The organism is Exiguobacterium sp. SH0S1, from assembly GCF_004337165.1.
Lineage (GTDB): Bacteria > Bacillota > Bacilli > Exiguobacteriales > Exiguobacteriaceae > Exiguobacterium > Exiguobacterium aurantiacum_A.
On sequence record NZ_SJVC01000005.1, the window covers coordinates 54916 to 76692 of the forward strand.

The following is a 21777-nucleotide window of genomic DNA, read 5'->3' on the forward strand; positions in this document are numbered from 1 at the left end:
GCGATCTTCATTCTCGGATAAGCCGTGAGTTGTTCGAGCGTATCAGTAGAGGCGGCAGTGCGCGTTCTGCCGGCGCCGAACATTTGGGGAGTGGCGTCATCCGACTCCCTCTTCTCCTCCAAATTTCCGGTCGACCATCGGGAGGCAGGCGAGGATGCGCTCGATGCAAAACGTCCGCCGGGCTTGCTTCATGATGTCCCATGCGATTACTTGTTCCCCTTGTAGCTTCATCAACTTGACCCGTCGCTTCGAGATGATCCCGTGACGATCCACATACATCAATTCGACGACCCGGCCCATCCGCATCCAACGCGTCACTTCATCCTTCATCCTGCCCCCTCCTTTGTTACATTCATTATACAGAACATTTGTTCTTATTTCTAATCTAAAGGTGTACGTTTGAGTAATTTCCCGTATGCTAGAAGAAACGAATCTTTTGTGAAAGGGGTACGCCCGTCATGACATACGTCATGTTGGCCGTTTTGGCCATCTTCTTATTTATTTCCATGATCTTTGCCGCCAAGGCGTTGCCGAACTTGAAAGACGTCTTATTCAACCGCGGAAGCTTGTTCGGTCAAGAGAGCGAGACCGTCACGTGCCCGAACTGTAAACAGACGTTCAAACGGGCACCGGGCAGTAGCCAAACTTGCCCCCACTGCTATCATTCATTTTGACCTAAAACACCCGAAGACCCGCATAAACGGTTCTTCGGGTGTTTTTGAATGTGCTCCGCGGTCAAAGTAACCGTTTACGGTGCGGTGATTAGTGAAATATAATCATTACTTATTTACCCGATTGACCACCGCGACCAAAACATGAGAGAACTGGACCCTCTGAAGGAGTTTACAATGTCATTTATTACCGACCGCGAATTGTACGAACGCATCCAACAAAAAGACGCCCTCGCTTTAGAACTCCTATACGACCGTTACGAACGAATCTTATACGCCGTTACACTGCGTTTGACGACACGCCCTGACTTGGCGGAAGCCGCCCTCGTGACCGTGTTCACCGAACTTTGGCACAGTCACGTCTCATTTGATTTTTCCACGAGAACGGTTCGGTCCCATTTGCTCGCGAGCGCGCAACAATCGGCACTCCGTTTCGCTTAAAGTGCATGAAGTGAACTAGTGCGACCGTGTCTCCTGCACAAACCGCATCAACACCTCTAGTATTCCTTCCGCATAACTTCCCGCGGTCACACGATCGTGCTCAGACATGGCTTGCTCCGTCCCGTTGCCGAGGACGTATCCGTTACCGACGTGCTTCAACATCGCCAAGTCGTTCCCACTGTCACCGAACGCATACGCTTCGCCCACTTGAAATGCACAGCGGGTACAGACGTAATCGACCGCGGCGGTCTTCCCGGCTCCGCGTGGGATGAAGTCGATATCATACGCCCCGACGGGATCTCCGGCGAGCGGATTGCAGCGACTGACGTTGACCGCGATCCCAAAATCACGAGCGGCCGTTTGGATACGCTCTAGCTCGACTTCATCTTCACCGAAGTAATAATAGTTGTGCATCCACGCGTTCGTCCCCATGTTCGTCTGCGGCTCAATCGTGAGCGCATGGTGAGTCACGACCTGTTCGACACGGCGAGAGAAATCAGACGGGAACAGTGACTGGAAGTTCGAGTCTAGCTCGAGTTCTCCTGCAGTTGTGACATGGTATAACTCTGTCCCGAGGCTCGAGGCGATCCGATGCGGAAAGTAGCGCATGTCGGCCCGCCTCACCTTCTCAGCAATCGTCTCAAGCGAGCTCCCCGTCACCCACATCGTCGAAAACCGATGGGAGTGCTGCTCGAGAAAATCTTCAAGCCGCCGCAAGTGCTCGAGCTGTTCAGCCGTACACGCATGCGGGAAATACGTCTCGTCGAAATCAAAACAGACGAACGTCCGCCCCTCGTTCGTAAATCGTTTCATGGTCATCCTCCTTGTGTCGTCATACCCCATCTCGTATAGTAAAAGGACGAAAGGAATGAGCGACATGAAAAATCGATTAAGTCGGTACTACTGTCAGTATAGCGGAATCCTGATCGGTTTCGCCCTCGTCTTCGCCTTTTTGTCCGGCGTGCGGACGTATCCGTTCTGGCATCAGTCGCTGTCAAACGGGCCCGCGCTTGTCATGACACTCGTCACGGCGGCGCTCTTCAGCTACGCGACACATCAGCTGCTCACCTACTTGAATTTACGACTCTTCCGTCAAATCGGGGATGCAACTTCCACGTGTTCACGTTGAACACGATGGTTACATACGACTGTTCACAAAATAGTCATATCAAATAGGCATCCATTTTACGGTTTCATCCGTTAGATCAATACAAGGGACTCCCTTCATGATTGACACTCCCACGGCTAAAGCCGCAAGCCCATCCCTTCAGGATGAGTGGGATTCCGAAGTGCTTGTGCGAACGCAGTCCATTTCTGTTTTGTCCGAGCCTTCAGATGAGGGTGTGCCATCACCCCTCCTGAGACAGACCCTATAGGTTCTCAGGCTGGTCGACTGTCACCATCGACCACAGGTGCGTATCGGATGTTCATCGCACCGACTAGATCTCTGTGTTTTTTGAATCCACACGGACAGGCGTACGTCCGGTCTTTCGCTTTGTTTCGTTCGCCGCAGGAAGGACAGGTTTGAGAGGTATAGGCCGGATTGACATATTCGACCTTGATCCCTTCGAGCTTTGCCTTGTACTCGATGAACAATGCCAAGCGATAGAACGACCAGGTGTGCAGGTTCTTGTTGTGTTTACGGCTTGTTCTTGCCGTCTGTCGGATGTTCGCCAGTTTTTCTAGGCGGATGACAGAAATATGGTTCTCTTGCGCGAAGTCGACGATCTCACGGCTCACCTTGTGATCTTTGTCTTTCATCCAGCGCTGTTCTTTGTTGTTCAGCTTCTTGATCGCATCCAGTTTCTTCTGTTGACCGAGCTCTTTCCGTTTCGCACGAAACTTGCGCTTCATATACTTGTTCTCACGCCCGTTCCCGAAGAACCGCGCCTTGCCACGATCTGTCGATGCGACGGCGGGGACTTTCAGGCCGAGGTCGACCCCGAGCACGTTGGTGCCCCCCTTCTCCGTCGTGAGGATCGTGACGGCGATCTGCGCGATCCACTTGTTCGACTTCTTGATGATGCGGAGCGTTCCGAGCTTGTTGGCGAGGAGCGTGGCGTTCCGGTTGTCCGGGTCGACCATCTCGGCGCGGATTGCCGTCTTCTTGACCTTTCCGTCGATCATGATCGGGAAGGAGATCGACTCGAAGTCGAACGAGTAGTTTTGGTTGTTCCAGGTGCAGTACGGCTTCTTGAGGACAGGGACGACCTGGAAGTCCTTCTTCTTCGCCCTCCTGAACACGCTCTTCGCGTCTTGGATGGCCTGATTCTTGACGGCGCTGGGCAGGTCGGAACTCACGTTTTTGCTCGTCAGCTTTAAGCTTTCTCGAGCTTGCACCATGTCCGAGACGAGCTGGTTCGTCGTGCCGATGTAGGTGCGCATCATCCGCTTTAAGATCGATTGTTGCTCTTTTGTCGGACGAAGTTTGATGTTCACCGTCAATGTCTGCGACACGGTGTCACCCCCTTGTTTTTTGTTCCTCGACATAACGCTTGATGGTCTCACTGGAGACGCTTCCCTCCGTCGACACGAAGAAAGATCTCGTCCAAAGACTCGTGAGATGTGTGAGATGGGGAAACTCCTCTCGTAGTCGCTTCGACGAGACGCCTTTGATGCGCGCCATGATGTCAGACGGGCTGAGGGATGGCAACGCCGACAAGAATAGATGTGTGTGGTCCCGATCACACGCGATGGCGATGAGTCGAATGTCGAGCTCTTCGCAGACGTCACGGACGATCTCTTTGAATCGTTGCTCGAACGTATCGTCATCGAATAATTTTCGGCGATACCTCGGGCAGAACACGAAATGATATTGGATCATCGACACGGTGGTTTTGGTTCTTCTGTAATTGTTCATACGTTTATCGTATCATTAATTTTATTAGAGTGATACATTTTCTTGGGATAAGATCATACTTGTTGATTTCTGAAATTCCGACTAGCGGGACTCCGAAATCAAGCTCACGTTCATCCCACCACTAAAGGATTGGGCTTTCCCGTTCGCAAATTCTGTAAAGGAGAACGCCATGACTGATATTGAATTGTATGAGCGCGTCAGGAAAAAAGACAAGCAAGCGCTCGAAACACTATATGACCGCTACGAACGAATCTTGTACGCGTTCGTCATGCAACTGACGAAAGACCGCGACCTCGCCGAAGAAGCGATGCAAGAAGTCTTCATCAAGCTGTGGCGCGGCGGCGGTGTGTACGACGAGTCGAAAGGCAAGTTCAAATCGTGGCTGTTCACGATGAGCCGGCACGTCACGATCGACTTGATTCGAAAACGCAAACCCGATTTACAGCTCGATGAATCATATGCTGAAGCGATTCCTTCCCCGTCCCCTTCTGTCGAGACAGAGGTCGAGTGGCAAGAAGAACGGACCCAAATCGAGACGGCGATGGCCGAGTTGCCGGTCGAGCAACAAAAAGTCGTCCGGCTTATGTATTTCCAAGGTCTCAGCCAGCAGAAAATTGCCGACGCGTGCGACATCCCGCTCGGTACCGTAAAAGGAAGGATTCGATTAGCGCTGAAACAGTTACGAAAACATCTATCCCATGACGATATAGATAAGGAGGTGGAACGATGAACGCCTGTGACCAATTGATCGACTATTTCAACCAACATTTAACGGAAGACGAACGGATTCGCTTCGAGGCACATTTAGCAACATGCCAAACGTGCCAGGAAGAACTCGAACAACTCGAGGCACTCGTCGGAGGCGTCGCGTTCCTCTCTGAACCGACCGAACCACCGAGCGGCATGAAGGCTCGCATCCTCGACAACGTCTTTGCCGAAGACACAACTGAACCGAAGCTCGTCAAAGCCGAACCGGCTCCCGTCACACCGTTCACGGAAACCCGTAAGAAGCAGAAGTCTTCGTGGGGAGCGCTCGCACTCGCGGCCGCACTCGTCCTCTCACTCGTCGGTAACGGCTATCTGTTGATGAATCAAGACGAGCCGACCGCGATTACCTTGACCGATACGGTGCCACTCGAAGGCGAATCAGAAGGGGTCGCCTACTTGGCCGAACAAGACGGCGATCGCCAACTCATCGTCCAGACGAACGGCCTCGCACCGCTCGAGGCGAACGAAGTGTATCAAGTCTGGTTGCTCAAGGACGGATCTCCGATTCCGACCGGTGCGTTCGTCACAGACGATAAAGGCAACGGTACCGTCATCTATACGCTCGACTCGACCGAGTCAGCGACAGATTGGGACACGGTCGCCGTCACGAAAGAGCCTGAACGGGGCAATCAAACACCCGAGGGCGACATCGTGTTAAGTGCCAGTCTCTGACATAGAACCGGATGACTTTACGCGTGAAGCGTAGGTGTCATCCGGTTCTTTTTTCGTTATGATGAGAGAAAGGAGTGGTACATATGAGAAAACCGAAAATCGGTGTCGTCGGCCTCGGCGGCATCGCCCAAAAAGCGTATTTGCCCATCTTGACGAACAGCACCTCGTTCGAACTCGTCGGCGCCTACTCTCCGACACAGGCTAAACGGGATGAAATTTGTCGGGCATATCGGATGGAATCGTTCACGGGACTCGATTCGCTCGCCTCGTCCGTCGATGCAGCGTTCGTCCATAGTTCGACCGAGACGCATTACGAGGTCGTTTCCTACTTACTCGCGCAAGGCGTCGACGTGTACGTCGACAAGCCGCTCGCCGCAACCGTCGAACAGGCCGAACGGCTCGTCGAAACGGCAGAACGTACGAACCGCAAGCTGATGGTCGGCTTTAACCGTCGCTTCGCCCCGATGTATAATCAAGTGAAGGCAGCGGCCCCGTTCCACTCGCTCGACTTCGTCAAGCACCGGGGGGACGGCTTGCGCGGACACGATTACCGGTTCACGTTACTCGACGATTACTTGCACGTCGTCGATACGCTCCGCTATTTTGCCGGAAGCGACTTACGGCTCGTGACGGGACAAATCGAGACGACCGCATCGAACGGACTCCATTTCGCACGTCACGTCTGGCAAGATGAAAACGGCCTGCATACGACGTCGATGCACCGCAAGGCGGGCGTCAATCACGAAGGACTCGTCGCCATCAAGGACGGACTTCGGTTGACGGTCGATGAAATGGTGACGCTCCATCGCTTCGAACACGGCTCGCATTCGACCGAGACGTTCGGTTCGTGGGATACGTTGCTCACGCAACGCGGCTTCCAAGGAGCAATCGATCACTTCATCACGGCGCTGACTGACGATACCCCGATTTTGACGGACGGACGCGAGGCGTTGCTCACCCAACAACTAGTCACAGACTTGTTCAGCAGACGCTGAGAGGAGGAAAAATCAGATGGATTTCTTTTTCTACATCATGATCATCGCCGTCATCGCCATCGCCTCGGACACGATCATCAAGACGCGCAAAGCCCGCATCGAGGAGCTGCGGCTCAAAGTCGAGCAAGAAAAGCTGGCGATCCAGCGGCTCGAACTCGAGATGAAGCGCGACCAGGACAAATTGGATGACCACGGATTTTAAAAAGACGGTCGACCCTTCATTGGGCCGACCGTTCGTGTTATAAAATGTTTCGTTCGTATGAAGCCGTCACGTCGAGGCGACGCTTTTGGCGCCGTTCGACGAGTGTCGACCAGGTGACGGCCGTGACGATACAGGCAGCGCCGATGAAAAAGTTTCGGTCGAGCTGTTCGCCGAGAACGAGCCAACCGAGATAACCTCCGACGAGCGGCTGAAAGAAGAAGAACAACGACCCGACGCTCGCATCCATCAGTTCGAGTCCTTTGTTCCAAAAGAAGAACGCCCCGGCCGTCGAGATGATGCCGACGTATAAAACGCTGAGCCAAAGGACGCTCGTCATGTCTGGAACGCCAGACTGCACGACTTCTAGCCCCATGAGCGGTGTCATCAAGACGAAGGCGATCCCAATCGCGAACGTCGTGATCGTCAGAGACGAGACCGTTTGCGAGGCGACTTTGACATACACGGACATGAGCGCCCAGGTGATGGCGGCACCGACCAAGACGAGGCTGCCAAGCAAATACGTCCCATCGACGTGCCAGCCGACGACGATGATGACGCCGAGCGTCGCTAAGACGAGTGACCCAATTTTGACAGGTGTGAGCTGCTCTTTCAAAATCAACCGGGCGAACAACACCATGAACGCCGGCGTCGCTGCTGTCACGAGTGAACCGGTGTGGGCATCGGACAGCTTCGTGCCGATGAATTGGAATGAGATCGAGGCGACGTAACCGATCACACCGACGAGCGTGATCCATTTCAAATCCTCGCGCCTCACTTGTTCACGACCAAACAACGACCATGCCGCGAACAAGACGATGAACGCGACGGCGTAGCGCATCCAGACGAGCGTGAACGGCTCGATGAACCCGAGCGCATACTTACTGACGACGTACATCCCGCCCCAAATGCTAGCGGCGAGCGCCAAACTGATGGCACCGAGCCATTCCTTGCGCATCTTCATCCCTCCTTTGATTCCTAACTAATACGACGTCCATCGAATGAACTCCTGTTTTTCAACCGTTGTCGAAATTCAAGAAATCGCTTACACTAGTTGTATCGATGATTGAAAGGAGGGAGAAAGGTGAACTTTGTCGAACGTACGCACTGGTCAACTGAACATTTGTACATTTTGCGTGCGATTTTTCACGATGTTGCTTAACCATAGGACCCGTCTGTCCTGTTTTAGACATTGCTGAAAATACGACGAAGCGCCTCTCTTCCTTACCGAGCGCTTGTTTGCGCTCGGTTTTTTTTGATAGGCCTCGACTTTAGGAGGAACTTACATGTTGATCGACATGCAACATATTCAAAAACAATTCGGTGGCCACGCCGTCCTGACTGATGCCAATCTTCACGTGAACGCAGGCGAACGGATTGGACTCGTCGGACGGAACGGCAGCGGCAAAACGACGTTGCTCCACTTGATCGTCGGCACCGAGACGCCGGACGATGGCACGATTTATCGAACACAACGGCTCAACATCGGTTATTTGGCACAATTGCCCGACTATCCGGACAAGAGCGGGCGCGACGTGCTCTACACCGCGTTCGCCGAACTGATTCGGCTCGGCGAGGCGATGCATGCGCTCGAGGCAGAGATGGCGTCAAGCGATAAACTTGAACTGTTATTAGATGAGTACGGAGCGCTCCAAACCCGATACGAGCAGAGCGGCGGCTATGTGATCGACTCCAAAGTGAACGCTATGATCGACGGGCTCCGCCTCACGCGGTTTGTCGACCGCCCGTTCGACACGTTAAGCGGCGGCGAGCGGACGAAGATCGGGCTCGCTTTGGCACTGCTGCAAGAACCGGAACTGCTCATCCTCGATGAGCCGACGAACCACTTAGACTTAGAAGCGATGGCTTGGCTCGAGTCGTTCTTACGGGACAGCCCGTCGACGCTCCTGCTCGTCTCGCACGACCGGGTCTTCCTCGATGCCGTCGCCACACGAATCGTCGAATGCGAGGACGGTGAGTTGACGAGTTTTGACGGCAATTACAGCTCGTTCGTCGCTCAAAAAGAGAAGCTGTTGCTCGACCAATTCCATGCCTACACCGAGCAACAAAAAAAAATCAAGAAGATGAAAGAGACGATCCGGCAGTTGCGGCAATGGGCGAACGAGGGCAATCCTCCGAACGAAAAGTTCTACCGCCGCGCCAAATCAATGGAAAAGGCGCTCGCTCGGATTGAGACGATCAAAAAACCACGACTCGAGGCGATTCAGCCCGACATCACGTTCTCCACGAGCGGGCGAACCGGGCGCGATGTGTTTGAAGTGACAGACGCTTCTGTCACGTATGATCAGACCGTGTTTCAAAACGTCTCGTTCTACGCCGGTCACGGGGAACGGATTGCCATCGTTGGACCGAATGGCAGCGGCAAGTCGACGCTCTTGAAGCTATTGCTAGGCGAGCTCGAGCCGACTTCCGGAGATGTTCGCCGGGCGGAACGGGCCCGAATCGGCTACTTGTCCCAGCACGTCCAGTTCGACGACGGGCATCGATTGATCGAGGCGTTCCGAGACCGGATCGCCGTCGACGAGGGCAAGGCACGACAGTTGCTCGCCCAGTTCTTGTTTTATGGAGCGAGCGTGTTCAAACCGGTCGGCAATTTGAGCGGCGGTGAAAAGATGCGGCTCATGCTCGCGGTCCTCATGCACGAGGACATGAACGTGCTCGTTCTCGACGAACCGACGAACCATCTCGACATCGAAGCGCGCGAGGCGCTCGAAGAAGCACTCGACCGCTTCACCGGAACGCTCGTCGTCGTTTCCCATGACCGGTACTTCTTGAACAAACTGTTCCCGATCACGTATTGGCTCGATGGAACAATCACCCGTTTCCCGGGAAATGTCGCCTACGCGCTTGAAAAACGGGTTGAACCTCACATCGCTGAACCCGTCTCGCAACCGAAAGCCAAAATAGCCAAACCGCAACGGCCCGTCGATACCGCGGCCGACGAGGCACGATTGAACCAGCTCGAAGATGATCATCAGCGTCTACTCACTCAAATGAACGACACGAACGACGTCGAGGAACTGATGACGCTGCAACGACAAGCCGATGCGCTCCAAGCTGACATCGATACGCTGCTCAATCAGTTGCTTGAATCGATTTAACGACGAACGACGCCGTGTCAACGGCGTCGTTTTTGTTCGAACCAGGATTGGACTAAAAAGCCGGTCACACCGACCGCCATCAAAAAATACGGGACGACGCGCGGCACCGCGCTCGCCTCTCCGATTGACATGAGCAGCAGTCCGCTCACGAACGTGCCGAGCCAGTACAATTTCGGCATAGATTCACCCCTTCATTCATCACCTAAGAAAAAGCGCCACACGTGTGGCGCTTAACGGTGAGCATTTTCTAAAAAAGCGGACTTTCACCCGATCGAGAAACATCTCGATCGACCGTCCCAGCGGATTGGTCAAATACGTGCTAGAAAATCGACGCGATTCACGCAATGATTTCTGAGCGTGCGTTCGTCTAGAGGTCGATATAGCCTGGCACAGAAGCAAAAAATCGGTTCCGGATTGGCATGTTACCGACACTTCGACTGTGAAAAATGAAATCTGTCACGAACCTCGTCCTGCTCACCTCTGTTTCCAGAAAAATCGATACCTGTTGACGTCTGCTTCCCCAAAGCATCATGTTTGTCTGCCCCTTGCCATTTTAACATACGCAAGGTGGACGACAGATTGGATATGAAGGACGGTCACACAGGTCGATTTTTCTGACATGCTGTCTCTCGTTTCACCGAGCCGGCCTCGGCCAAACAACGACTGAATCTTTGTTTCATTCGTTGCCCCCTTTCAGCTCAACACGTTGAATGAGGACTACATTAATACAATAGCCGTTCTGCCCAGCGACGAACCCTAGTTCACCATTTCTTCAAAATTTCAGCTCATACATAACGATCAAGCGCATACGCGACTCCATCCGCCTCGGCGTCTTTCGTAATATGGGTACTGATGTCTTTTAGCGGATCGACCGCGTTGCCCATCGCAATTCTCGTCTCCGCCACCTCGAACATCGAGATATCATTCAAGTTGTCCCCGATCGCAACGATCTCTTCTTGCGGGATCTGATGATGCTCGGCGAGCTGCTTCAGCGCCATGCCTTTACTCGCCTTCGGATGTCCAATTTCAATCTTCGTCCATCCCGCCGTCGTGATCAAAATATCAGTCCGCGGCTCGTACAGCTTCCGTAGCTTATGCAGCTTACGACGATCGAACGAATAGATGAACACTTTGTACACTTCATCGGCTTCAAAATCAATCTCATCAATCGTATCGACGTACGTCAGGCCGAACTGTTCATTTTGAATCTCGATCTCCCGCTCGCCCCACTCTCGGGTGAACGACTGGTCGTGCGGCAACACCTCATCTAATTCGCCTTTTAACAAGTCGGTACCCGTGCGCAACACTTTGACACCGGCGTTCGTATAAAACTCGACGTACGTATCATGCTCATGCGCCACGTCCCATAACTCCTGAACGACTTGTTTCGGGAGGGCGTGATAGTAAATACGTTCATTTTCATAAAATGCGATCGCCCCGTTCCCGGAAAGGATCGGGCACGTCAACTCGCTCCGCTTCAAAATTTCCTCGATATCATGGATTGAGCGTCCTGACGAGATGGCGACCAAATCACCGCGCTCCTGGCGTCGCCGGATTGCTTGTTGGTTCGCTTCCGTGATGACACCGGTGCGCGACAATAACGTCCCGTCTAAGTCGATGGCAATCAATTTCATTTAATTCTCTCCTTTCAGCATGTTTGTCTCCATTCTAATTCCCTGATTTGCTCAGTCTCAACTGTCAGATTGCACAGTAAATGAAAACTCCGGTTTCCCACTTTCAAAAATAGGGAATTTATTATTAGTTCTCAATAATATTTGTCCGTTCGGAAAGGAGTTCTTTATGAACATCTCACCTGGAAAGCCGCGTTTGAATCGTGTGTTTTACATCTCTGCGAGCATCATTGCCCTGCTCGTCTTATTCGGTGCGATTCGCCCGACATTATTTGCTGACATCGCCGGCAGTATCTTCAACTTCACGACCCGGTCGTTCGGTTGGTTCTACTTACTCGCCGTCTTCTTTTTCGTCCTCTTCTTAATCTTCCTCGCTTTCAGCAAGTACGGAAAGATTCGTCTCGGGGCAGACAGCGACCGACCACAATACCCGTTCTTCACTTGGATCGGAATGTTATTTTCAGCTGGTTTTGGGGTCGGGCTCGTCTTTTGGGGCGTCGCTGAACCGATGAGTCACTTCATCACGCCCCCATATGCGGATACGACTGAACTGACAGTCGAGGGAGCCCGACTCGCCATGGCCTATTCGTTCTTTCACTGGGGCGTCAGTCAATGGTCCGTCTTCGCCATCGTCGGATTGATCATCGCCTACTTCCAGTTTCGCCGGAACACAGATGGACGGATTTCGACAAGTTTATCTCCGCTCATCAAAGAGCGGCCTTACAAACAACCGCTCAACCAAACAATCGACATTTTTGCCGTCATCGCGACGGTCATGGGTGTCGCGACGTCGCTCGGGCTCGGCGTCCTGCAAATCAATGGCGGACTGAATAGCGTCTTCGGGTTGCCGAACACGGCACTCGTCCAAGTCCTCATCATCGTCGTATTGACCGCCTTGTTCTTGACGTCGACGACGACCGGTCTCGATCGCGGGATCAAATGGCTCAGTAACATCAACCTTGGAACGGCACTCGTATTGATGGTGTTCGTCTTCTTCGCCGGTCCGACCATCTTCATCTTAGAGACGTTCACGCTCGGGCTTGGCGACTATTTGCAAAACTTTATCCGCTATAGTCTCCGTCTCCAACCTTATCAACAAGGGACGTGGGTACGGGACTGGACGATTTTCTACTGGGCATGGGCCATCGCCTGGTCGCCATTCGTCGGAGCGTTCGTCGCTCGTGTTTCACGAGGCCGTACGATTCGCGAATTCATCGTCGGTGTTCTCGTCGTACCACCGTTCATCGCGCTCATGTGGATTGCCGTGTTCGGCGGGACCGCCCTTCATCTCGACTTGTTTGAAGGGACATCGATCGCCCAGGCAGTCGACGCGGACGTCACGAGCGCCTTGTTCGTCACGTTCGCCGAGCTGCCGTTCAGTTTCATCCTGTCTATCTTGTCGATTTTATTGATTCTCACGTTCTTGATCACGTCGGCCGACTCGGCGACGTACATCATCAGCAGCATGACAACGAACGGAAGCTTGAACCCGCCGCTTTCCGTTCGCATCGTCTGGGGCATCTTGCTAGGTGGCATCGCCGCTGTCCTGCTCATCGCGAGCGGACTCGAAGGGCTACAGACCGCTTCCTTGATCTCGGCCCTGCCGTTCACGATCATTCTAATCTTGATGGTGTACACGCTGTTCAGCTTATTGCGTCAAGAAAACCTTAAAAAAATTAAATAGCCACTTACCCTTTACCTTCTAAATGTGTAAAGGGTTTTTGTGATGAATGACAATGAAACATTTCATATTGACTATTATAGTTGTCATTTTGATTATAATCGTGTACATTAACCTTAACGAGGTGAAGATTATGAAAACAAAATTGAAAGAACTCCGCGCTCGATTTGGCATGAATCAGACTGAACTTGCCAAGCGGGCTCACATCTCACGTCAAACCGTCAGTTTAATTGAACGTGAAGAATTCATGCCATCTTTATTGATTGCCGTGAAAATCGCACGTGTGTTTGAGGAACCCATTGAAGAAGTATTTCAATTTGACGAGGAGGAATTACAATGAAATCATGGTTCAAATTTGGTCTGCAGATGTTTCTCGGCGGAGTGGTCGGTTACACCTTCATGTATGTCTATTTAAACAACGAAACAATTCAAGTCGATTTGACAAAGCTTGTCTTCCCTTTAACATTGCTATTGCTTCTTTCGCTACTCGGACTGATTGCTTGGGGTTTTAGCCGCGTTCAACGTATACGTCGCCTGACGAAACAGCCTTTGACCGGCGATGAAGAAGATGAGGCCGAGGGATACATGTATCAAGCCTATAGTGACGGTTCGCTCGCATCCTCGTTGACGATTATCCTCAGTCTCACCTCGGCTAGCTTTATTTTATTGACCGATCAATCGCCATCGTTTCTCATCGCGACTTTGCTCTCGTTAGCGGTGGGCTCAATCCTTACCTATTCATTGAACACATTATTACCAATCATGTATCCAGAGCGTTCCCTCCCAAAACTGTCAGATCCGGATTATGCACAGCGATTGCTCGACCTCTCCGATGACGGTGAGAAACATGTCATGTTGCAAGGCTTGTACAAGACAAACATCTCGACGACCTCGCTTATGACATTTGCGATTATTTTGTTGCTCGTCTATTCGATTGTGACGGGGGATTCACAATTGTTTTCAATTTTTGTCGTAACATTGATTATGGTATTTACAAACGTTCAATATATACACATCATCCGCTCCAAAAATTGACGCTACCTTTGCGGTTTGCTACGCTTTTGACAGAATTGAACGACACATTTAAGGGGGATACATGATGGTTCAAGATTTCACACGCGGTTATGCGGAGACGCGAGACGCAAGCGACCCACTCGCACGCTACCGGGGAGAGTTTTACTTGCCGCAGGACGGGATCTACATGGACGGGAATTCGCTCGGTCTGTTATCGAAACGAGCCGAGAAGACGTTGCTCGAATCGCTCAGTGATTGGAAAGAACTCGGAATCGACGGCTGGATGTCGGGGCGCCATCCGTGGTTCAATCTGTCAGAAGAGCTGGCCGCACTCAACGCGCCGCTCATCGGTGCGAGCACCAATGAAGTCATGGTCACCGGATCGACGACCGTCAACTTGCATCAGCTCGCCGCCACGTTCTTTAAACCGGTCGGCAAACGGACGAAGATTCTCGCCGATGCGCTGACGTTCCCGTCGGACATTTACGCACTCCAAAGCCAACTCTTGCTACGCGACCTCGATCCGGCCGAACATCTCGTCCAAGTGCCGAGTCGTGACGGTCGTTATTTAAATGAGGATGATATCATCGCCGCCATGACCGACGATATCGCGCTCATCGTCTTGCCGACGGTGTTATACCGGAGCGGTCAGATTCTTGATATGGCCCGTCTCGCCAAAGCCGCACACGAACGCGACATATTGATTGGCTTTGATGCATGCCACTCGGTCGGCGCCATCCCGCACGCGTTTCATGATTGGGGCGTCGACTTCGCCTACTGGTGCAACTACAAGCATTTGAACGGCGGACCGGGAAGTGTCGGTGGGCTGTTCGTCCACGAGCGTCATTTCGGGACGACGCCAGGTCTTGCCGGTTGGTTCGGATCACGAAAAGACAAGCAGTTCGACATGGACCACACGATGACACCGGCTGAACATGCCGGTGCGTTCCAAATCGGGACACCGCACGTCATGAGCCTCGCGCCACAACTCGGCGCGCTCGAGATGTTCAATGAGGTCGGCATGGAAGCGATTCGTGACAAGTCGCTCGCTTTAACGACGTATATGACCGAATTGATCGATGAACTGCTCGCACCGCACGGCTTCGTCATCGGCAGCCCGCGCGATGAAAAACGTCGCGGTGCCCACTTGAGCCTCGAGCATCCGGAAGCGGCTCGTATCTGTAAAGCGCTCAAACAACACCGTGTCATTCCTGATTTCCGAGCGCCGAACATCATCCGCCTCGCACCGGTCGCGCTCTACAACACGTTCACCGACGTGTACGACGTCGTCATGATCTTGAAAGAAATAATGGACAATAAAGAATACGAGGCGTTCGAGAACGTCCGTGAAGTCGTAGCTTAAGGAGATTAACGATGAGTGAACGTATCGAACATAAAGTCGAGCAATCGATTCAAACTGACTTTTCAAAAGACATGTCGTATGGCGACTATTTACAGCTCGACCCGATCTTATCGAGTCAACATCGCCTGTCGGACCACCACGACGAGATGCTGTTCATCATCATCCACCAGACGAGTGAGCTGTGGATGAAGTTGATCTTGCATGAGTTGACTGCGGCCGTGACCGCCATTGAAACGGGTGAGCTCGAACGATCGTTCAAAATGCTCGCCCGCGTCTCGAAAATCCAACAACAGCTCATCCAATCGTGGAGCGTCCTCGCGACGCTCACACCGGCCGAATATTTAGAGTTCCGTGACGAGCTCGGCTCGTCATCTGGTTTCCAATCGTACCAGAACCGCCAGATTGAATTCGCGCTCGGCTTTAAAAACGCACGGACGCTCAGTGTCTATGCCCATGACGAGGCACTCTATCCGCTCCTCGAGGCATCACTCCAAGCACCGAGCATCTATGACGTGACCGCCCGTGAGATGCACCGCCGCGGACTGCATATCGACGCGGACGTGCTCGACCGGGACGTGACGCAGGACTGGGAGTGGAACGAGAGCGTCGAGAACGCTTGGGCCGCCGTGTACCGGGACGTCAACACGTACTGGGACTTGTATGAACTCGGAGAGAAGTTGCTCGACATCGGCAACCAACAACAGATGTGGCGTTTCAATCATATGAGCACGGTCGAACGGATCATCGGTCAAAAAATGGGCACGGGTGGATCGTCCGGCGTGAACTACTTGCGCCGCGTCCTCGACCACCGTTTCTTCCCTGAACTATGGACCGTCCGGACAAAATTGTGAGGAGACATAACGATGACACAATGGATTGACGTATCACAGCCGCTCGACGACTCGATCACGACATGGCCGGGCGACACAAAGTTCAACTACGAGATCGCTTGGCCGATGGCGGACAGTGGCTCCGTCAACGTCGGCAAAGTGACGATGAGTCTACATACAGGCACACATATTGACGCCCCGTTCCATTTCGACGATGCCGGCAAGCGGGTGATCGACCTCGACCCCGGGCTCTACATCGGACCGGTCCGGGTCATTCATTTGCCCGGGCGACAAAAGATTGAAGCAAGTGATTTGGACGGATTCGACTTGACCGGTGTCGAGCGCCTCATCCTGAAGACGGACGGATGGCCGAACAAAGCTGAATTTCCAAGCCAAATCCCGGAACTGACGCCATCCCTCGCCGATCGGTTGGGACAGCTCGGTATTTATTTGATTGGTCTCGACCTGCCATCGGTCGACGCCATCGACAGTAAAGACATGGACGCCCACCACGCGCTCGCGCGGAACGGCGTCCACATCCTCGAAGGGCTCGTCCTCGATGCGATTGTGCCCGGGGATTACGAATTGAACGCCGTCCCGCTTCCAATCGTGGAAGGTGACGGTAGCCCGGTGCGCGCATTGCTTCGCTCGATTGACTAACTGATCTTACATCCACTCCATTTTGACGGTGTGGATGTTTTTGTTTTATGTGAAAGGAACCATTGACGCTTGAGTTTGCAACTGTTCGGGAATGGATAATCATCGGAAGTGTGTAGAAAGGAGTGTTTTTGTATGAAGACGATTTCTATGGTATTACCTGCCTATAACGAAGAAAAAAACATTCCTCTCATCTTCGACGCCATCCATGAACAGTTTGACGGCACTCCTTATTCTTATGAAATCTTATTCGTGAATGATGCAAGTTCGGATCGTACACTTGATGTAATTAAATATTTGGCTAAGCGTCATCCTGAAGTGCGTTACATCTCATTCTCGCGAAATTTCGGGAAGGAAGCAGCCATCCTGGCCGGGTTACAACACGCGACGGGGGATGCGACGATCTTGATGGATACCGATTTACAGCATCCGCCGTCCCTGATTCCGGACATGGTTGCCGGTTTCGAGCAAGGATTTGATCAAGTCATCGCCAAGCGCGACCGAGCCGGCGAAAGCAGGACTCGAAAACTGGCCTCTCGGACGTATTACAAGCTTATCAACAAAATTGTCGACGTCGAACTCGAGGACGGTGTCGGTGACTTCCGCCTGCTAAGCCGCGAGGCTGTCGACGCTCTCTTACGAATGAACGAGCATCAACGGTTCTCAAAAGGCTTATTCTCGTGGATTGGCATGGAACAAAAGACGATTACTTATCAAAATGTGCTCCGTCAAAACGGCGAGACAAAATGGTCGTTTAGCCAACTATTCAATTACGGTGTCGACGGGTTGATCTCTTTCAATTCGAAACCGCTGCGCTTTTGCTTTTACTCAGGCGTATTGATTTTACTACTGTCGATGCTCTATATTCTGTTGACACTGTTTGACATCATTCAAGACGGTATCGACACACCAGGCTATTTCACGCTCATCTCAGCCATCCTGTTACTTGGTGGAATCCAGCTCGTCAGCCTCGGGATCATCGGTGAGTACGTCGGTCGCATCTATTTTGAGACGAAACGCCGTCCGGCCTACTTGATTCAAGAAACTAACATACAAAGGAAGAGTGCGAATGAACAAGAGAAAGGCCGAGTTTATAAGATTCGTCGCCATTGGGGGAATTAATACTCTTAACTACTATTTGATTTATATGTTGTTTCATCATCTATGGAACACCAGCTATGGGGTCTCTCATGTGGTGGCATTCACGCTCAGCATGATCGCCTCTTTCTTTTTGAACAGTTATTTCACGTTCAAAGTCAAACCGACGCTACGGAAATTTTTGCAGTTTCCGTTGACGCAAGTCGTCAACTTCACAGTCACGACGGTGTGTATTTATTTGCTCGTCGAACAACTGAACGTCTCGACGACGTTTGCCCCGTTGTTTGCCATCTTTATCGCTGTGCCGGCGACGTTCATCGTCACGAGTAAAATTTTGAAACGTGAGCAATCGACAATATGAGACAGTTCAAACTCATCAGTGTTGCGTTGCTCGTGTCGACCATCGCCCACGCTTTTTTCATCTACTATCAATCACAGGGTGGCTTCATCGCCGGACCGAATGACGGCTTATCGCAAATGGTCCCGTTCAAGCATTTCCTTTACGAAACGTTCCATAAAGGGAATCTCGTCTATGCCGAGGACTTCGGCTTCGGCGGCGGTATCCTCACACAACTCGCTTACTACTTTTCGACGTCAGTCGTATTTTGGCTCTCGGTCGCCGTCGTTTCCTTATTTGATGTGCTCGGACTCGTCACACCTGACTTGGACATGTGGTTGCGTCTCGCCTTGATTGTGAGCGTCATCCGGCTCGCTGTCGTCATCGTGTTCGCGACTTATGCGTATCAGTTGTTTAACGTCCGCACACTCCACGCTTTCGTCGGTGCCGTCATTTATGGTGTGTCGGTCATGTACATCCGTCACGTGACGTTTTGGGAGTTTTTTGCGGACGGCTTTTTGTGGGTCCCGCTCCTTGTCATCGGTCTCGAACGCATCATCCGAAACGGTCGCGCCGACTTCTTTATTGTTGTTAGTGCCATCATGCTGATCAATAACTTTTACTTTGCCTACATCAATTTAGTCTTCGTTCTCGTCTATGTCTTGTTCCGACAATTCATTCACCTACCCGAAGATCAGGTCAGTCGTAAACAGCAATGGTTGCTCTATAGCGGATCTGGCGTCATTGCCCTACTTCTGAGTTCGTTTGCGTTCATTCCGGCGACTTATGGCTTTTTGCAAAATGAGCGACCATCGCTCGAGCATGAGCTTCGTTGGATTCAGCTCGACAATTTGTTATACGATAGCAATCTGCTGATCCTACCGGCCGTCTTCCTACTGTTCGCTCTTTATCGTCCGCTCTACCGTCACGTCACGTTCCGATTGTTTGCGAGCATGAGTCTACTGTTGACCCTACTCCATTTCAGTCCGCACGTCGGTAGCTTCTTCAACGGCTTCTCGGCACCGCAATATCGCTGGGAGTATTTGGCGAGCTTCACGATCGGCGGCATGGTTGCTGTCGGCTTGACGCATTGGCGCTTCGAAAAAACATCATTTTTCAAGACAGCAGTTGTAACCGTTTTGGCTTATCTCGGTTTTGGGCTATTCGGTAACGCGCCATGGCCAATCGTGTTCGGTATGTTTGTCCTCATGATTTTAACCGTCTTATCGTTTTGGCTTAAACCATTGTTGGCTCCGTACCTCATCATCGCGTCTTGTCTCATCGTGTTCAACGGTTACACGAAGTTGGTACTTCACGATATGGCGATCGTCAACACGAACGAGACGTTCGTCACGAGTGAGCAGTACAATAGCGCTGAACAACGGGAACTCATCGACGTCGTCCGTGAAAAAGCCGGTCCGCTCGAACGCGTGGACTGGATGATACCGTTGCGAAACAATACACCAATCGTCCAGTCGTTCCTTGGGACGAGCCTATACTCGAGTATTTTGAACGGACATTTGCTCACATTCTATTGGAGCGACCTTGAAATTGATATGAGACGGGAAAGTGTCAGCCGTTACGGGACACTCGGCAACCGTTCGAATTTACATCATGTGCTGTCGACTCCTTATTGGATGCGTGATAAAACAATCGCGAGCGAGGCACCGTACGGCTTCCAACTGCTTGCCGAAACAGAACGTTACGCCGTTTATGAGAGCGAGACCCGCTTGCCGTTCGTCCGGACGACATCAAACACGTACAATCGTGAAGCGCTTAAAGATGTCTCGATGTTGACGCGTGAGCAAGCGATGCTGTCGGGTGTCATCTTAGAACAGGGAACCGCAACACCGTCCCCAGCGCAAACGATTACGTTTGTGAGTGAGCCTGTCAATGCGGTATGGGAAGATGAGACACTCCAAGTCACCGCTGAAGAAGGCGGAGTCGACTTTATTCTGGACGTCCCAGACTCGGCGACGGGTGATTTGTACGTCTCGTTCAAGATTCGCAAGCTTGAAGGTGATGGTTTCTTCATCCGGCTTGGGAATTACCGGACGACTCGAAAACCAGAAGCGTCGATTTATCGGACCAATCTCACTTCGATGACGCTCCGGACACCTCTCAAGAAAAACGTACCGCTCCGTCTACCGGAAGGAACGTATGTACTTGAAGACGTGACGATCGAGTGGGAAGATTATGCGACACTCGAAGACGCCCTTGAAGAATCGGCTTCTATCCCGGATATTCCGGTCGTTTGGGACGGACCTGACATCGACTTCACGGTTGAAGACGCAACCGAAGGGACATATGCCGTCCTCTCTGTTCCGTATGAACGAGGGTGGAAGGCAACTGTGAACGGAGAGCGACGCGACGTCTTGCAAGCGAACTACGCGTTCAGCGCCATCGCTCTCGACGAAGGTCGAAACGAGGTCGCGTTGACGTATCGTCCGCCGTTCTTCATCGTCACGACTGCGATGACCCTGCTTGGTCTCGCCTTGTTCGTCGGTTATCTTCTGTATCTACGCCGCAAAGAGCATCCGTTCACGTGAACGGATGCTCTTTTTCTTGCATGATTTCGCTCGAACTTTTCCGATGATCGAACCGTTTTGAAATTTGAATCTTATATTTAAGATGTTCCTCATAGTCTTTCGCAAACACACCGGCGTATAAGAAATCGAGCAGACAATGGATCGAGTCGTTCGAGGTGAAACTGCCGATTTTCGAGTAGAGACGCTCGCGCGTCGTCAAACGGAGCGTGCAGTCCGCCTCATGCGAGATGGCGTTCTCGCCGAGGCTCGTAAGCGCGAGCACCGGCACCCGGCGGCTCTTCAAATAAGGAATGAGGCCGACCGTATAATCACTCTCACCTGTATAGGAGATGAGGAGCGCGCACGTCGTTTCATCCGAGTTCGCTGCCTCGAACTCGGCGTCCACCTCACAAAGTGTGACTTGCTTGCCAATGCGATTCATTTTGGACTTGAAGTCGTGGCAGAGCAGCAAGTTATGAATGATTGAAAAGACTTTAATATGCCTGGCCTCATGTAACATCGTCACGGCTTGCTCGAACGCCTCATGATCTAATAAAGATAGCGTATCCTCGATTGTCATCTGTTTGAGCGTCGCCATCTTGTTCGCCACAATCATCAAACTATCCCCGTCCGCGAACGGATAGTTGGCATCGATGTTAGAAAAATGACGGTTCAAGTACTCAATTTCTTCTAAAAATTGTATTTTCAAATCAAGCCAACCTGAAAAATCTAATTTCGTGGCAATTCGACTTAGTATCGATGGATGCGTGTACGTCGCTTCGGCAATCTGCTTCATCGTTTGGTCATGGATATGCTCGCGTTCGGCGAACAAATAATCGATGACACCTCGTTCCGACGGCGAGAACAAATCTTGTTTCAGCTTTTCGGTCAACAACATATCTAGTCTCCT

25 protein-coding genes are annotated in these 21777 nt (G+C 52.0%); 17 read left to right on the forward strand and 8 right to left on the reverse strand.

What is annotated here, in order from left to right; genetic code table 11:
* Nucleotides 1-96: 96 nt before the first annotated feature.
* On the reverse strand, nt 97-330 hold the full coding sequence (locus EVJ20_RS11940; protein WP_070329164.1) for a hypothetical protein: 234 nt from the start codon (nt 328-330) through the stop codon (nt 97-99).
* Nucleotides 331-458: 128 nt separating this feature from the next.
* Here EVJ20_RS11940 and EVJ20_RS11945 point away from each other — a divergent pair, with 128 nt between their 5' ends.
* Both EVJ20_RS11945 and EVJ20_RS11950 read left to right on the forward strand, forming a co-directional pair.
* Complete coding sequence (locus EVJ20_RS11945) at nt 459-674, forward strand: zinc-ribbon domain-containing protein (protein WP_236633483.1); 216 nt, start codon at nt 459-461, stop codon at nt 672-674.
* A 174-nt stretch (nt 675-848) separates the two neighbouring features.
* Nucleotides 849-1112, forward strand: coding sequence for a hypothetical protein (locus tag EVJ20_RS11950; protein ID WP_131464765.1), 264 nt, complete (start codon nt 849-851; stop codon nt 1110-1112).
* A gap of 15 nt (nt 1113-1127) precedes the next feature.
* Here the strand turns inward: EVJ20_RS11950 and EVJ20_RS11955 are convergent, their stop codons facing one another.
* Nucleotides 1128-1925, reverse strand: coding sequence for an HAD-IIB family hydrolase (locus EVJ20_RS11955; protein WP_161568112.1), 798 nt, complete (start codon nt 1923-1925; stop codon nt 1128-1130).
* Between the two features lie 64 nt (nt 1926-1989).
* Here EVJ20_RS11955 and EVJ20_RS11960 point away from each other — a divergent pair, with 64 nt between their 5' ends.
* Nucleotides 1990-2241 (forward strand): hypothetical protein, encoded by a 252-nt coding sequence (locus tag EVJ20_RS11960; protein WP_070329166.1) that lies wholly within the window; start codon nt 1990-1992, stop codon nt 2239-2241.
* A gap of 251 nt (nt 2242-2492) precedes the next feature.
* On the opposite strand, the gene EVJ20_RS11965 is transcribed toward EVJ20_RS11960, so the two are convergent.
* Nucleotides 2493-3569 (reverse strand): RNA-guided endonuclease InsQ/TnpB family protein, encoded by a 1077-nt coding sequence (locus EVJ20_RS11965; RefSeq protein WP_131508299.1) that lies wholly within the window; start codon nt 3567-3569, stop codon nt 2493-2495.
* 4 nt (nt 3570-3573) lie between these two features.
* Nucleotides 3574-3972, reverse strand: a complete 399-nt coding sequence (gene tnpA, locus EVJ20_RS11970) for an IS200/IS605 family transposase (RefSeq protein ID WP_083274143.1) — start codon at nt 3970-3972, stop codon at nt 3574-3576.
* A gap of 169 nt (nt 3973-4141) precedes the next feature.
* Between tnpA and EVJ20_RS11975 the strand changes: the two genes are divergently transcribed.
* The 4 genes from EVJ20_RS11975 to EVJ20_RS11990 all read left to right on the forward strand — a co-directional run bounded on the left by EVJ20_RS11975 (nt 4142) and on the right by EVJ20_RS11990 (nt 6609).
* Nucleotides 4142-4702 (forward strand): RNA polymerase sigma factor, encoded by a 561-nt coding sequence (locus tag EVJ20_RS11975; protein ID WP_131457549.1) that lies wholly within the window; start codon nt 4142-4144, stop codon nt 4700-4702.
* Nucleotides 4699-5412 (forward strand): anti-sigma factor, encoded by a 714-nt coding sequence (locus EVJ20_RS11980; RefSeq protein WP_131464769.1) that lies wholly within the window; start codon nt 4699-4701, stop codon nt 5410-5412. The genes EVJ20_RS11975 and EVJ20_RS11980 overlap by 4 nt, the downstream gene beginning before the upstream one ends.
* 83 nt (nt 5413-5495) lie before the next feature.
* Nucleotides 5496-6407, forward strand: a complete 912-nt coding sequence (locus EVJ20_RS11985) for a Gfo/Idh/MocA family protein (protein ID WP_131464771.1) — start codon at nt 5496-5498, stop codon at nt 6405-6407.
* A 16-nt stretch (nt 6408-6423) separates the two neighbouring features.
* A complete protein-coding gene (locus tag EVJ20_RS11990) occupies nt 6424-6609 on the forward strand; it encodes a hypothetical protein (protein WP_070329171.1) in 186 nt (61 codons plus the stop codon).
* A 37-nt stretch (nt 6610-6646) separates the two neighbouring features.
* On the opposite strand, the gene EVJ20_RS11995 is transcribed toward EVJ20_RS11990, so the two are convergent.
* Complete coding sequence (locus EVJ20_RS11995) at nt 6647-7564, reverse strand: DMT family transporter (protein ID WP_070329172.1); 918 nt, start codon at nt 7562-7564, stop codon at nt 6647-6649.
* Between the two features lie 328 nt (nt 7565-7892).
* Between EVJ20_RS11995 and abc-f the strand changes: the two genes are divergently transcribed.
* Complete coding sequence (gene abc-f / locus EVJ20_RS12000) at nt 7893-9728, forward strand: ribosomal protection-like ABC-F family protein (protein WP_131508301.1); 1836 nt, start codon at nt 7893-7895, stop codon at nt 9726-9728.
* Between the two features lie 17 nt (nt 9729-9745).
* Here abc-f and EVJ20_RS15250 read toward each other — a convergent pair whose 3' ends face one another.
* Together EVJ20_RS15250 and EVJ20_RS12005 are read right to left on the reverse strand one after the other, a co-directional pair.
* Complete coding sequence (locus tag EVJ20_RS15250) at nt 9746-9907, reverse strand: hypothetical protein (protein ID WP_167615757.1); 162 nt, start codon at nt 9905-9907, stop codon at nt 9746-9748.
* Between the two features lie 606 nt (nt 9908-10513).
* Nucleotides 10514-11362, reverse strand: coding sequence for a Cof-type HAD-IIB family hydrolase (locus EVJ20_RS12005; protein ID WP_070329442.1), 849 nt, complete (start codon nt 11360-11362; stop codon nt 10514-10516).
* Nucleotides 11363-11528: 166 nt separating this feature from the next.
* Here EVJ20_RS12005 and EVJ20_RS12010 point away from each other — a divergent pair, with 166 nt between their 5' ends.
* The 9 genes from EVJ20_RS12010 (at nt 11529) to EVJ20_RS12050 (ending at nt 20888) form a co-directional block, all read left to right on the forward strand.
* Complete coding sequence (locus tag EVJ20_RS12010) at nt 11529-13043, forward strand: BCCT family transporter (RefSeq protein WP_131508303.1); 1515 nt, start codon at nt 11529-11531, stop codon at nt 13041-13043.
* A 130-nt stretch (nt 13044-13173) separates the two neighbouring features.
* Nucleotides 13174-13380: a helix-turn-helix transcriptional regulator gene (locus EVJ20_RS12015; protein ID WP_070329478.1), complete on the forward strand. Its 207-nt coding sequence runs from the start codon at nt 13174-13176 to the stop codon at nt 13378-13380.
* Nucleotides 13377-14075, forward strand: coding sequence for a DUF3169 family protein (locus EVJ20_RS12020; protein WP_070329444.1), 699 nt, complete (start codon nt 13377-13379; stop codon nt 14073-14075). Before EVJ20_RS12015 ends, EVJ20_RS12020 begins: the two co-directional genes overlap by 4 nt.
* A gap of 64 nt (nt 14076-14139) precedes the next feature.
* Nucleotides 14140-15417 carry a kynureninase gene (gene kynU / locus EVJ20_RS12025; RefSeq protein ID WP_131464777.1) on the forward strand — a complete coding sequence of 426 codons (1278 nt, stop codon included), beginning with the start codon at nt 14140-14142 and terminating at the stop codon, nt 15415-15417.
* 11 nt (nt 15418-15428) lie between these two features.
* Complete coding sequence (kynA, locus tag EVJ20_RS12030) at nt 15429-16268, forward strand: tryptophan 2,3-dioxygenase (protein WP_131464779.1); 840 nt, start codon at nt 15429-15431, stop codon at nt 16266-16268.
* 12 nt (nt 16269-16280) lie between these two features.
* Nucleotides 16281-16907: an arylformamidase gene (gene kynB, locus EVJ20_RS12035; protein WP_131508305.1), complete on the forward strand. Its 627-nt coding sequence runs from the start codon at nt 16281-16283 to the stop codon at nt 16905-16907.
* Nucleotides 16908-17039: 132 nt separating this feature from the next.
* Nucleotides 17040-18026 carry a glycosyltransferase family 2 protein gene (locus tag EVJ20_RS12040; RefSeq protein WP_131439439.1) on the forward strand — a complete coding sequence of 329 codons (987 nt, stop codon included), beginning with the start codon at nt 17040-17042 and terminating at the stop codon, nt 18024-18026.
* A gap of 25 nt (nt 18027-18051) precedes the next feature.
* Nucleotides 18052-18363 (forward strand): GtrA family protein, encoded by a 312-nt coding sequence (locus tag EVJ20_RS12045; protein ID WP_328591042.1) that lies wholly within the window; start codon nt 18052-18054, stop codon nt 18361-18363.
* Nucleotides 18360-20888, forward strand: a complete 2529-nt coding sequence (locus tag EVJ20_RS12050) for a YfhO family protein (protein ID WP_131464781.1) — start codon at nt 18360-18362, stop codon at nt 20886-20888. Before EVJ20_RS12045 ends, EVJ20_RS12050 begins: the two co-directional genes overlap by 4 nt.
* Here the strand turns inward: EVJ20_RS12050 and EVJ20_RS12055 are convergent.
* On the reverse strand, nt 20881-21765 hold the full coding sequence (locus EVJ20_RS12055; RefSeq protein WP_131508307.1) for a MurR/RpiR family transcriptional regulator: 885 nt from the start codon (nt 21763-21765) through the stop codon (nt 20881-20883). The two genes, EVJ20_RS12050 and EVJ20_RS12055, sit on opposite strands and share 8 nt — an antisense overlap.
* Between the last annotated feature and the right edge of the window lie 12 nt (nt 21766-21777).